The sequence below is a fragment of the Pseudomonas sp. F8002 genome, assembly GCF_013385495.1.
In the GTDB taxonomy this organism is placed as follows: domain Bacteria; phylum Pseudomonadota; class Gammaproteobacteria; order Pseudomonadales; family Pseudomonadaceae; genus Aquipseudomonas.
The window spans coordinates 305,101-317,830 of sequence record NZ_JACAPW010000032.1; the positions used below are offsets into that span (position 1 = coordinate 305,101).

Genomic DNA, 12,730 nt, shown 5'->3' on the forward strand with positions numbered 1-12,730 from the left:
AAAAGCAAAGGAGTCAGCAAAAAAGGCGTCCGTTTTTACGCGGGCGCCTTTCTGGTTTGATTGAATGCTTACAGCAAATCGTACTGCTTGAGTTTCTTGCGCAGCGTGCCACGGTTCAGGCCGAGCAGCTCACTGGCCTTGGTCTGGTTGCCCTTGACGTAGTTCATCACGCTTTCGAGCAACGGTGCTTCGACTTCGGAGAGCACCAGGTTGTACACGTCCGTGACGGCAGCGCCCTCAAGGTGGGCGAAATAATTGTGCAGCGCCTTCTCGACACTCCCGCGAAGGGTCTGGCCTTCTTCGCTCGGCGTGTTGAGGTGCTGTTTCAAATTGACGTTGTCGCTCACGGGTGTTGTTCCACTCACTAAAGTCTCGGTCATCATCGTCATGCGGCCACCCCTTCTCCGTCCCCTGTCACCAGGCTCTTGTAACGCTCGGAGAAGAACTCACGAACGTTGGCGCACTGTGCTTCCGTATCATCCAAACGATTGAAGTGGGCGCGAAACTCCCTGGCGCCCGGCAAGGTTGCGAGATACCAGCCCACATGCTTGCGAGCAATGCGTACTCCCATCACGTCTCCGTAGAAGGCGTGCAGGGCGGCCAGATGCTCTAGCAGAATACGTTCCACCTCGATCAGCTCCGGTGCCGGCAAGGTTTCGCCGGTACGCAGAAAATGCTCGATCTCACGAAAAATCCACGGCCGCCCCTGGGCAGCCCGGCCAATCAACAGGCCATCGGCGCCGGTCGCGTGCAGCACGCGCCGGGCTTTCTCGGCTGAGTCGATGTCGCCGTTGGCAAAGACGGGAATCGACACCGCCTGCTTGATCGCGGCAATGGTGTCGTACTCGGCTTCACCGGTGTAAAGGTCGGCGCGGGTCCGGCCATGCACCGCCAGCGCTGTAATGCCCGCCTGCTCGGCGATCTTCGCCACCGTCAGGCCATTCTTGTTGTCCCGGTCCCAACCGGTGCGGATCTTCAGGGTGACCGGCACATCCACTGCAGCGACAACGGCATGCAGGATCTCGCTCACCAACTGCTCATCCTTCAACAGGGCAGAACCTGCGGCCTTGTTGCAGACCTTCTTGGCCGGGCAACCCATGTTGATATCAATAATCTGCGCCCCCAACTCCACGTTGGCCCGGGCCGCATCCGCCAGCATCTGCGCATCACCGCCGGCGATCTGTACCGAGCGGGGCTCGGGATCACCTTCGTGGATCATGCGCATCCGCGATTTGCGGGTGTTCCATAGGCTCATGTCGCTGGTGACCATTTCCGAGACTACAAGCCCTGCGCCCAAACGCTTGCAAAGCTGACGAAAGGGCTGGTCGGTGACGCCCGCCATCGGGGCGAGGATCAAGCCGTTGTGCAATGTGTATGGGCCGATGCGTACCGCCGACATAGGACTTCCCTGTTGTGGGGCCGGATCATTAGAGTTCGAAAAAGGGTTGGCATGATACCCGCTCTCGATGACTGGATAAAGGCTGAATTGGATAAAATCTGAGCAGTTATTTTCTTATCGCCGCAGGTTTGGTCAAAGGCGATGCAGTCAATAATCTGCCGTCAAGCACCGGCCAGGCAGCCGTTTCACTCGGGGGAGTGGAAGCTCAGGCTGTAATTCACCGCTTTGTTGCCCGGGTCGAGGATGTCCAGGGCAATGTGGATCGGCGTCTGGGAGGGCATCTCGGTCACGCCTGCCAACTCGCCGCTGAGGTATTCGGCGGGTTTGAAGCGACGACTGGCGATCATATTCCCGTTCATGTCGGCAAAGCGTAGCTCCAGCAGCGGGAACGGTTGGGAGAATGTCGCGCGGTTATAGATGATCGCGTCCACCACCAGGGCACCGGCAAACTCCGGGTGGCTGCGCACCACCAGGTTGCTGCTCTTGATGTGGGCGATATCGACCCGGGATGGCACGGTGCAGGCCAGTTTCGGGCACAGTTCCTGGAACCATGGACGGTAGGCGTCCTGGCGTGCCAGGTCGTCGAATTGGTAGGCGACGTATTGTCCCGCCAGGCCGGCGGCGGCCAGCAGCACCAGCAAGCCCCAGAACAGGCGGCGGCCCCAGCCGGAGGAACGCTTCTGTGAATACAGGTGCAGCGGGTCGTCTTCCAGGTCCGAAAGCAGGTCGTCGTGGGCGCCAGCCTCGGGGCGAGGGCGCTTGCGTTTGGGCTGCGGGCGTTCCGGTTGTTCGGGTTCCGGCTCGTCTGCTACGGCGGTTACCGGTGGGTCGAGTTCGTCATCGGTGGTGCTTGTGTGCAGCGGTGGTTCGTCGTCCGGCTCGACCGCTTCAAACGACATCGACGGTTCGGTGCGCTTGGGTTTGCCTGGGCTTGCCTTGGCCGGTTGCGGTTCGTCGTCGACCATTTGCGGGGCTTGGGCCCGTTCATCCCGGGGTTCGCTGAACAGGCTGGAGGCCCATTGCTCTTCCTCGGCCTTGGCCGTATCACGGCTGGCGCTGAGGGCATCTTCCTTTTGCCGACGATCGGCGCCGGTCTGGCGACGGTCGGCACCCACGGGTTGGGTGTGCTGGATCTCGCGACGCTCCAGCTTGGCCAGTTCTACGTCGAGGTCCAGGTTATCCAGGTCCAGCTCTTCGGCGGTCCATTGCTTCTGGCTGATGGCTCGCGGCGCTTGGGGTGGCGGTTCTACGGCTGCCGGCGGCTCTGCCGCAGGTGGTGCCTGGGGCGCGGGCGCGTTGGCGCGCTGCTCCAGCAGTTGGCGAGCGGCATTGAACACCTGCAGGCACGACCCACAGCGCACCACGCCACGGGCCACGCTCAATTGAGCGTGGTTGACGCGAAAGCGTGCTTGGCAGTGTGGGCACTGGGTGACGAAACTGTCGGTCATGCGGCCATCCGATTCATGCAGGCGCTCATTCTAGCGCCGACGACCACTGATGCGTACCCAGCCATCGCGGTTGGCGATCGGATCCAGCTCAAAATCCTGGGCGTAGGCGGCGGCAACGTCTTCGCCCTGTTCGGCGAGGATGCCCGACAGCGCCAGGCGGCCGCCCGGCTTGACCAGGCTCGACAGCTGCGGCGCCAGGGAAACCAGCGGCCCGGCGAGGATATTGGCCACCAGCACGTCGGCCTGCACCTGGGGCAATTGCTCCGGCAGGTACAGCGGGAATTTCTCTTCAGCGATGTTATTGCGCCCGGCGTTATCGCGGGAGGCTTCCAGGGCTTGCACGTCGATATCGGTACCGACCGCTTCCTTGGCGCCCAGCAGCAGGGCAGCGATCGCCAGGATCCCCGAACCGCAGCCGAAGTCCAGCACGTTGCAGTCTTTCAGGTCCTGGCCATCGAGCCATTCCAGGCACAGTGCGGTGGTGGGGTGGGTGCCGGTGCCGAACGCCAGGCCCGGGTCCAGCAGCAGGTTCACGGCGTCAGGCTCGGGGGCGGCGTGCCAGCTCGGCACGATCCACAGGCGCTGGCCAAAACGCATTGGCTGGAAGTTGTCCATCCAGCTGCGTTCCCAGTCCTGGTCTTCGATGATTTCGCTGTGGTGTTCCGGCAGCGGGCCGCCGGTGAGCAGTTCCATATGGGCCAGGACGCTGGCGGCATCGGTGCCGTCTTCGAACAGGGCCAGCAGATGGGTGTGGGACCACAACGGGGTGGTGTTGAGCTCGGGTTCGAAGATCGGCTGGTCTTCGGCGTCCATGAAGGTCACCGACACGGCGCCCACTTCGAGGAACGCGTCTTCGTAGGTTTCGGCTTGTTCTGGGCTGATGGCGAGACGGACTTGCAGCCAAGGCATGGCGGGCACCTTTGAAAAAATGAGTGTGCAGCGGGGTAGGGCTGCGAAAGACGCGCAAGTTTACGCGAGCGGCGGGCAGAAGACGACACCACTGACTGAACGCAGGCTAAATGTGGGAGCTGGCTTGCCTGCGATAGCGGAGTGTCAGCGGAGCATTACCTCACTGATCCACCGCCATCGCAGGCAAGCCAGCTCCCACAGGGTTTTGTGGTGTTTTTTGTATCCCAGAAACAACAAAACCGCCCGAAGGCGGTTTTGTTGGGTGGAGCACTTCGCTTACTGATTAGCCAGCTTGTGTTCCAGGTAGTGAATGTTCACACCACCTTCGCAGAAGCCTTCATCGCGAACCAGGTCCCGATGCAGCGGGATGTTGGTCTTGATGCCGTCTACCACGATTTCGTCCAGGGCGTTGCGCATACGGGCCATGGCCTCATCGCGGGTGGCGCCCCAGGTGATCAGCTTGCCGATCAGCGAGTCGTAGTTGGACGGAACCTTGTAGCCGCTGTACAGGTGCGAATCCACACGTACGCCGTTGCCGCCGGGCGCGTGGAAATGCTTGACCAGGCCAGGGCTTGGGATAAAGGTTTTCGGGTCTTCGGCGTTGATCCGGCACTCCAGGGAGTGGCCGTGGATCTTCACATCATCCTGGGTAAACGACAGCTTGTTGCCAGCGGCGATGCTCAGCATCTCCTTGACGATGTCGATACCGGTGACCATCTCCGAAACCGGATGCTCTACCTGCACACGAGTGTTCATCTCGATGAAGTAGAAACGGCCGTTCTCGTACAGGAACTCGAAAGTGCCCGCGCCACGGTAGTTGATGTCGATGCACGCCTTGACGCAGCGAGCCAGTACTTCCTGGCGAGCTGTTTCGTCCAGGCCCGGTGCCGGCGCTTCTTCCAGCACCTTCTGGTGACGACGTTGCAGCGAGCAATCGCGGTCGCCCAGGTGGATGGCGTGGCCCTGGCCGTCGGACAGTACCTGCACTTCCACGTGACGTGGGTTGGTCAGGTACTTTTCCAGGTAGACCATCGGGTTGCCGAACCAGGCGGCAGCTTCCGAGCGAGTCTGCTTGGCGGCTTCGATCAGTTCTTCTTCCTTGTGCACCACGCGCATGCCGCGACCACCACCGCCACCGGCGGCCTTGATGATCACCGGGTAACCGACTTCGCGACCAATGCGCAGGGCGGTTGCCTCGTCTTCAGGCAGCGGGCCGTCGGAACCTGGAACGGTAGGTACGCCGGCCGCGATCATGGCGTCCTTGGCCGATACCTTGTCGCCCATCAGGCGAATGGTTTCGGCTTTCGGGCCGATGAAGGCAAACCCGGATTTCTCCACCTGTTCGGCGAAATCGGCGTTTTCCGCGAGGAAGCCGTAGCCGGGGTGGATGCCATCAGCGCCGGTCACTTCAGCGGCGGCGATGATGTTCGAGACTTTCAGGTACGAGTTCGTGGCCAGTGGCGGGCCGATGCAGATGCTTTCGTCCGCCAGTTTCACGTGCATCAATTCGGTATCGGCCGTCGAGTAAACAGCGACGGTCTTGATGCCCTCTTCCTTACAGGCGCGCAGGATACGCAGCGCGATCTCGCCGCGGTTGGCGATCAGGACTTTTTGCAGTTTCTTCGCAGGTTTCAACATCGAAGGCGCTCCGCGGTTCAAACGATGGTGAACAGCGGCTGGTCGTACTCAACCGGCTGACCGTTTTCTACCAGGATGGATTCGATGACGCCGGCTTTTTCAGCCGTGATGTGGTTCATCATCTTCATCGCTTCAACGATGCAGATGGTGTCGCCCACTTTCACGGTTGCGCCGACTTCAACGAAGGCTGGCGAGGTCGGTGCCGGGGTGCGGTAGAAGGTACCGACCATTGGCGACTTGACCACGAAACCGTTCAGTTTTGGAGCCGCAGGGGCTTCGGCAGCAGCCGCGACCGGAGCAGCCGCCACGGGTGCAGCGGCCGGAGCCGGCGCTTGCATCTGTGGTGCGTAGAACTGTTGGGCCGGGGTCTTGCTGTGACGGCTGATCCGTACGGATTCCTCGCCTTCCTTGATCTCCAGCTCGTCGATACCGGATTCTTCCAGCAGTTCGATCAGTTTCTTAACTTTACGGATATCCATGAATCATCAACTCCCAAAGGGTCGGTCAGGGGCGCTTGGCCGTGTCTTCAAGCTGTTCCAGGGCGGCCTCCAGGGCCAGTCGGTAACCGCTGGCGCCAAGGCCGCAGATCACTCCTACCGCAACGTCGGAGAAGTAAGAGTGATGGCGGAAAGGTTCGCGTTTGTGCACGTTCGATAAATGCACTTCGATGAATGGGATGCTCACCGCCAGCAGCGCGTCACGTAATGCAACGCTTGTGTGCGTAAAAGCGGCGGGATTGATCAGGATAAAGTCCACGCCTTCGCTGCGCGCGGCATGGATGCGATCAATCAGTTCGTACTCGGCATTGCTTTGCAGGTAGAGCAGATGGTGGCCGGCATCACGTGCCCGTCGTTCCAGATCGAGGTTGATCTGTTCGAGGGTCACTGCCCCGTAGACGCCCGGTTCGCGGGTGCCGAGCAGGTTCAGGTTGGGTCCGTGAAGAACCAGTAAGGTCGCCATCGGCTGTTCCTTGTTATTGATGTGGGCACGGTAGAACCCGGCGACTATGCCGCAAAGGCTTTGTGACTGTCCAGTTCTATGCAGTAGGCAGCACGATTAGCGAGGATTGCGCAAAATATGTGACCGCAAGGCTGAATCCGGTCAGTGTGGGAGCTGGCTTGCCTGCGATGGCGGCGTGTCAGTGGCAGGTTTTTTGACTGATTCACCGCCATCGCAGGCAAGCCAGCTCCCACATTTGGTCAGACGCGGAATGCCTGCACGGCGGTATTGAGTTGCCCGCCAAGTACCAGCAAGTGCTCGCCCTGGCGGCGTCCCTGGCCAATTCGCAGCAAGTTGTCCTCGCCCAGCTGGTGAATCCGCTCGCTGTTATCGCGGATTTCACTCACGGCGCCACTTTGCTGGGCCGTCACATCGGCGATCCGCACGGCGGTGTCGGAAATGGTCTGGATCGCCCCGACGATTTCATCCAGCGCGCCGTCAGCCGCCTGGGCTTGTTCGGCAGTGGCCTCGGCGTGTTCGACCTGGGCACGCATGCCTTCCACCGATTGCCGGGCGGCGGTTTGCAGGCCGGCGATCAGGTGCTGGATTTCGGCGGTGGCGCCAGCGGTGCGCTGGGCCAGGGAGCGCACCTCATCGGCCACCACGGCGAACCCGCGCCCGGCTTCACCGGCCCGGGCGGCTTCGATGGCGGCGTTCAGCGCCAGCAGGTTGGTCTGGTCGGCAATCGAGCGAATCACCGTGAGTACGCCGCCGATGGTCGCGGACTCTTCGGCGAGTTTCTCGATCATCTGCGCATTTATCTGCACTTCGCCGACCAATGCGTGCAACCCGGTCAGGCTCAGGCCGATCACCCGTTGGCCCTGCTCGACGGCCTGGCCCGCGCTGCGGCTGGCCTCGGCAGCCTGGCTGGCGTCGCCGGCAACCTGCTGGATAGTCGCTTCCAGTTCGCCCAGGGAATCGCGAATCTGCGCGGTATCACCGGCCTGGCGCTCGGCCCCGTCGTGCATGCCGCTGCTCAACTCCGCCAGCGCGCTGCTGCTGCCGGCCACTTGCTCGGCGTTGCCTCTGATGGTGCCCACCAGGTCCACCAGGTAGGCGCGCAGGCGGTTCAGGGACTCTTCGATATCGTGCAGTTCGCGGTTGGTCTTGCCCAGGGCAATGTGTTGGCTGAAGTCACCTTCGGCCCAGGTGGACAAAGCGGGCGCCAGGTTGGTCAGCACCCGCGCCAGGCGCCGCTGCAAGGTGTCGATCAAGAGGGCGATCAGCAGAATCAGGCCGATCATCACGCCTTGCATCAGGCGCACTTCGCCCTGGATCTGCGCGTGCTGGGCGCGCACCACAGGCTCCAGCCCGGCGATGGCTTGCTGCACGGCGTTGATTTTCAGGTGGGTGGCGGTGGCCAGTTCGGTGCGTTGCTGGATTTGTTCGCGGGTGCGTTTCAGCTCGGCGGGGTAGCGGGTCAGCAGGCTGTTGAGTTCGCGCTTGAGGTCGACGCCGGTGTCCTGGGCCACGGTTTTTTCAGTGTTTTCCAGGCCCATCATGGCCGAGAAATCGTCGGTACTGGACTCGCTGCTGGCGGTCACCCCCAGTAATGGCAGCTGCCCCAGCACGTCAGCCTGGCTGCGGATATTACTGACTTCGCGCTCCACATCGTCGGCCAGTTCGCTGCGCCCGCTGCTCACCAGCTTGTCCCGGGCCAGGGAGAGTTTCGCCAGGTGCTGGGACGCAGCGAGCAACGGCGGCAGATAGCGCGCCGCCTCGGGCGTACTGACGCCGCTGGCGTACTGGTTCAGTTGCTCCAGGTTGGCACCGAGTTCGCGTTCGGCTTGCAGCAACAGGGCTTGCGGGTCGCCGGCCAGCTTACCGGCGGCCAGCAGGTCGGTCTTGCCGAAGGTGTCCAGGTCGGCAAGGCTGGGACGCAGGTTTTGCGCCAGCTCTGCGGGTAACTCATCCAGCTGCTGTAACAGGTTTTCCAGGCTCTGGCTGGCGCCGCTCAGGCGCAGGGCGTCGCCGCTGGCGAGGTAATCGTCGATATTGCGCGCGGCCTGGTTCTGGAACGTCTGCGACAGGCCAAGGTAGCGCTCCATCAGCAGGTAAGGCCGTTCCAGGGCACGTTGCGACCACCAGAGCGTAGCGCCCAGGGCCAGGCAAACGGCGACCAGAAGGAGGGTGTTCAGATTCGTCAGCAGCTTCAGGCGCATGCGTGGTTTCAACCGACAGCAGAAGTAAGTGCCTGAAGTTATTGCGTTTCCATTACAGAGTTATGACGGATTCGGTGGATTCCGGTGAAAAGGTGGCACTTTGCTTTGATACACGCGCCGACATCACCCGGTTACGCCCGGCATCCTTGGCGCGGTACAGCGCCTCGTCGGCCTGGGCCGCCATCATCAGGCTGTCGGAGCCATCACACAGCTCCACCACGCCGGCACTGAAGGTGCACCACAAATCCTGGGGCTGGGCGGGATAGTGAATCTCGGCAAAGCGCCCGCGAATCTCGTCAAGTACTTGGCAAGCCCTGTCGAGGTCGGTGTCGGGCATCACGATGGCAAATTCTTCGCCGCCGTAACGGCCTATATAGTCGGTCTTGCGCAGGCGCTGCTTGAGAAACAGCGCGAGGCTCTTGATCACCCGGTCGCCCATGGGGTGGCCGTGGCTGTCGTTGACCCGCTTGAAGTGGTCGATGTCGAGCATCGCAAAGCTCAGTGGCTTGCTCTCGCGTCGCGCGCGGAAGCTGCAGTCTTCGAGCAGTTGCAGGATGTGGGTGTGGTTGTACAGCCCGGTGAGGCTGTCGCGCACCATCCGCGCCTTGAGGTTGCGTGCCCGCGCGGCGCGGTTGCGTACGGTGGTGATCAGGTGCCGGGGCTTGATCGGCTTGGTGAGGAAGTCGTCGCCGCCTTCGCTCATGGCGTCCAGTTGCTTGTCCAGGTCGTCTTCGGCCGAGAGGTAGATGATCGGCACGCTGACGTAGCGGTCATTGTGACGGATCACCTTGGCCAGCTCGGTACCGGTGCAGGCCGGCATATACATGTCGAGGATGATCAGGTCGGGCTGGAAGTCCGCCAGCTCGGCCATGGCCTGGATCGGTTCGATCAGGGTGCGGGTAACGATACCGGCACTGTTGAGCAGGCGCTCGGTGTGCATCGCCTGGGCCCGCGAGTCGTCGATGATCAGCACTTTATAAGGTTCGTACTGGGCGACGCAGGTCAGCACCTCGATTTTTTCCAGCAGGCTCGACGCCTCCAGGGTGCCGGTGAGGAACTCCTGGCCGCCGGCGCGCACGGCGGCCAGGCGGGTTGGGGTGTCGGTTTCGTGCAGGCTGAAAAACAGCAGTGGCAGCTTTTGCTCCAGGCCTTCCTGGGCTTCGGCGGCGAGCTTCAGGCCGAGACCGGCGCCGCAGAAATCCACATCCATCACAATGGCCGCCGGCAAGCGCTCGGCCATGGATGAGCGAAACGCCGCCACGCTGTCGAGGGACTGGGCGCTCAAGCCGAAAAATTCCAGCTGCTTGGCCAGGCGGTCGGCGCGGTCGTGATCGGCCAGCATCACGTAGATCGGCTTGCGCATCGGCGGCAGCAGGGTTTGTTCCAGCTGGTCGCCCTGGCGCAGCCCGGTGCGCGACAGGCGCTGCATCAAACGGTTGAGTTCGGTGATCAGGTGGCTGCTCAGGCGGCCGCGGTTGTCGTCCACCGCCTTGAGTGATGCGCCGATCTGGTGCGCCAACTGGCCGTGTTCCGGCTGCTCGAAGCGCTCGGCAAAACGCAGCAGGCGCAGGTTGGCCTCACTGAGCTCGGACAAGTCAGTGGTCGACCATTCGCTGCGTTGCAGGCGCTGCCAGATCTCAAGAATTTGACGTGCCTGATGAATTACCCGCTGGGCAAAATGGTGCTTGAGACGCTCACGGCTGGGGTCTTCTGGCTCGGTCATATCCTGACTACTAGTTAGGCTGCATGCTGAGGTCGAACTGATGGCTCTATGCTAGCACCTCTTTTCTGTTGCACGAGTGTCATACGTCAATTAACTGCAAGGTCGCAGAGATTCATTTATCGACCATGCAGTCGCGCGGGCGTAAACAGCGTGCATCCTTTATAGTCGAACCGCGTACTCGCGCCACCCTGGCTAAAAGCGCCGCACTGCTCGGCACGATGGGGCAGGGTTGTGGTCGTAGCTATTGAACTCAAGTGATTGAAAGGATATCGCCATGCTGGACTGGAAAAACCGCGCAGGCAGTGCAAAGGGCCCGGCCCCTGAAACCAAGTCGGCCCCCCGCAGCTATTTCCGTAACCTGCTGATGAGCCGTGCGTTGCTCTCGCTGGTTGCGTTGTACCTGTTGGTCACCGGTGCCCTGGGTTGGTACTGGAGCGAAGAGCCTGCGTTGTTCCCGGTCCAGCAGAATGCGCAAATTGCCGCCGAGAAGGATGGCAAGCAGATGGTGGTGGGCTTTACCACCGTCGAAACCCTCAAGACGGTGGTGGGCACCCTGCTGAACAAGCCGGGTGGCTACATTTCCAACGACCGTTTCCCGCCGGGCCTGTGGATGGACAACATGCCGAGCTGGGAATACGGCGTACTGGTGCAGGTGCGTGACCTGACCCGTGCCCTGCGCAAGGACTTCGCCCGCTCCCAGTCGCAGTCGGCGGAAGACGCAGACCTGGCCAAGGCCGAGCCGCGCTTCAACTTCGACAACAAGAGCTGGGTGCTGCCGTCCAGCGAGTCGGAATACCAGGAAGGCATCAATTCCCTGAGCCGCTACGAAGCGCGCTTGTCCGACCCGAATCAAAAAGGCGCGCTGTTCTATGCACGTGCCGACAACCTCAACAATTGGCTGGGTGATGTGGCGACCCGCCTGGGCTCGCTGTCGCAACGGCTGTCGGCCAGTGTGGGCCGGGTCAAGCTCAACACCGCGCTGAAAACCGAAGCGCTGGCGCCGGGTGAAGTGCCGCAGGTCGACGAAGAAGTGGTGGAAACCCCATGGATGCAGATCGACAACGTGTTCTACGAAGCCCGCGGCCAGGCCTGGGCCCTGTCGCACCTGCTGCGCGCCATTGAAGTCGACTTCGCCGATGTGCTGGCCAAGAAGAACGCCACCGTCAGCGTGCGCCAGATCATTCGTGAGCTGGAAGCTTCGCAAGAGCCGGTATGGAGCCCGATGATTCTCAACGGCAGTGGCTTTGGCATCCTGGCCAACCATTCGCTGGTCATGGCCAACTATATTTCCCGGGCCAACGCTGCAGTGATCGACCTGCGTCAGCTCCTGAACCAGGGTTGATGATGGACGCTTCCACCAGGGAGGCAGCGCACCGCGCCGCCTCCGACGCCGAACTGATTGCCTGGGTCGACGAGCAGGACAACCTGCTCGGCAGCCTCGTACGTTCCGATCTGCGCCGGCGCGGGCTGATCGGGCGCTGCACCTTTATTTTCCTGTTCAACTCGGCCGGTGAGTTGTGTGTGCACCGGCGCACCCTGAGCAAAGCCATGTACCCGGGTTTCTGGGACACGGCGGCGGGCGGAATGGTGGCGGCCCACGAGTCCTATGCCGAGTCGGCGGCCCGTGAGCTGGAAGAAGAGTTGGGCGTCAGCGGCGTCGAACTGACCGCCCACGATCACTTCTACTTCGAAGACGGCGACAGCCGGCTCTGGTGCACCTCGTTCTCGGCCGTGTGGGACGGGCCGCTGCGAATCCAGCCGGAAGAAGTCATGGAAGCGCGCTTTCTGCCCCTGGCGACGGTGCTTCAGGAGGCCGAGCAAAAACCCTATTGCCCGGATGCCCAGGAAGGGTTGCGTCGTTATTTGGCCCTGCGTCGCTAAAGTTGCATAAATTGGCGCCATTTGGCTCTTAGCAAGGGGCGTTTTTGCCGTTACACTGCGCGACTTTTCAGGCTGAACCGCTCTCGCGGTTCAGTAGCGCTGCCCCTGCCTGAGTGGGGCTTCGCGGTCGATGACCCCATCGATCAGTCTTTGTCCTCCCAAGAGGATTGCCGGTGGCCAAAAAAGCCGCATCCTTCGCCGCCCTTGGTGGCCTGGTATTTTCCACCGACGCAGGTCGACACTGCCCGGACTGTCGCCAGCCCGTGGACGCTTGTACCTGCAAAACAACCCTGATTCCCGAAGGCGATGGTATTGCCCGCGTTCGTCGCGAGAGCAAGGGCCGTGGCGGCAAGACAGTGACCACCATCACTGGCGTGCCCCTGGCCGAAGAAGCCTTGAAGGAACTGGCCACCACGCTGAAAAAGCGCTGTGGCACCGGTGGCGCCCTGAAAGACGGCGTGATCGAGATCCAGGGCGACCACGTCGAGTTGCTGTTGGCCGAGCTGATCAAGCTGGGTTACAAGGCGAAGAAATCCGGCGGCTAGCAGCCTCTGTGAAAACCACCCCGATA

General features: G+C 61.9%; 11 protein-coding genes and 1 pseudogene. 3 read left to right on the forward strand and 9 right to left on the reverse strand.

Annotated elements, in window-relative coordinates; all coding sequences use genetic code 11:
• Positions 1–68 precede the first annotated feature (68 nt).
• From fis to HX811_RS23980, 9 genes and pseudogenes are all read right to left on the reverse strand, one after another.
• On the reverse strand, positions 69–389 hold the full coding sequence (gene fis, locus HX811_RS23940; protein WP_003186237.1) for a DNA-binding transcriptional regulator Fis: 321 nt from the start codon (positions 387–389) through the stop codon (positions 69–71).
• The gene (gene dusB, locus HX811_RS23945) at positions 386–1,399 is read right to left on the reverse strand and encodes a tRNA dihydrouridine synthase DusB (protein ID WP_003217321.1); all 1,014 of its coding nucleotides are present in this window, start codon (positions 1,397–1,399) and stop codon (positions 386–388) included. The genes fis and dusB overlap by 4 nt, the downstream gene beginning before the upstream one ends.
• Before the next feature lie 185 nt (positions 1,400–1,584).
• Entirely contained in the window at positions 1,585–2,847 is a 1,263-nt protein-coding gene (locus tag HX811_RS23950) for a DUF3426 domain-containing protein (protein ID WP_177047639.1), read from the reverse strand.
• Between the two features lie 30 nt (positions 2,848–2,877).
• Positions 2,878–3,756: a 50S ribosomal protein L11 methyltransferase gene (gene prmA, locus HX811_RS23955; protein ID WP_003217316.1), complete on the reverse strand. Its 879-nt coding sequence runs from the start codon at positions 3,754–3,756 to the stop codon at positions 2,878–2,880.
• Positions 3,757–4,032: 276 nt separating this feature from the next.
• A complete protein-coding gene (gene accC, locus HX811_RS23960; RefSeq protein ID WP_003217312.1) occupies positions 4,033–5,394 on the reverse strand; it encodes an acetyl-CoA carboxylase biotin carboxylase subunit in 1,362 nt (453 codons plus the stop codon).
• Positions 5,395–5,411: 17 nt separating this feature from the next.
• The gene (gene accB, locus HX811_RS23965) at positions 5,412–5,873 is read right to left on the reverse strand and encodes an acetyl-CoA carboxylase biotin carboxyl carrier protein (protein ID WP_003217309.1); all 462 of its coding nucleotides are present in this window, start codon (positions 5,871–5,873) and stop codon (positions 5,412–5,414) included.
• 25 nt (positions 5,874–5,898) lie between these two features.
• The gene (aroQ, locus tag HX811_RS23970; protein WP_003217307.1) at positions 5,899–6,354 is read right to left on the reverse strand and encodes a type II 3-dehydroquinate dehydratase; all 456 of its coding nucleotides are present in this window, start codon (positions 6,352–6,354) and stop codon (positions 5,899–5,901) included.
• 239 nt (positions 6,355–6,593) lie between these two features.
• A pseudogene (locus HX811_RS32305) lies at positions 6,594–7,088 on the reverse strand (methyl-accepting chemotaxis protein); the annotation flags it as partial.
• 1,519 nt (positions 7,089–8,607) lie between these two features.
• A complete protein-coding gene (locus tag HX811_RS23980) occupies positions 8,608–10,278 on the reverse strand; it encodes a PleD family two-component system response regulator (RefSeq protein ID WP_177047643.1) in 1,671 nt (556 codons plus the stop codon).
• Positions 10,279–10,552: 274 nt separating this feature from the next.
• Between HX811_RS23980 and HX811_RS23985 the strand changes: the two genes are divergently transcribed.
• The 3 genes from HX811_RS23985 (at position 10,553) to HX811_RS23995 (ending at position 12,704) form a co-directional block, all read left to right on the forward strand.
• Complete coding sequence (locus HX811_RS23985; RefSeq protein ID WP_003217301.1) at positions 10,553–11,620, forward strand: DUF2333 family protein; 1,068 nt, start codon at positions 10,553–10,555, stop codon at positions 11,618–11,620.
• A gap of 2 nt (positions 11,621–11,622) precedes the next feature.
• Complete coding sequence (locus HX811_RS23990) at positions 11,623–12,159, forward strand: NUDIX hydrolase (RefSeq protein WP_008439015.1); 537 nt, start codon at positions 11,623–11,625, stop codon at positions 12,157–12,159.
• Positions 12,160–12,332: 173 nt separating this feature from the next.
• Positions 12,333–12,704: a translation initiation factor Sui1 gene (locus HX811_RS23995; protein WP_003217297.1), complete on the forward strand. Its 372-nt coding sequence runs from the start codon at positions 12,333–12,335 to the stop codon at positions 12,702–12,704.
• The last annotated feature ends 26 nt before the right edge of the window (positions 12,705–12,730 follow it).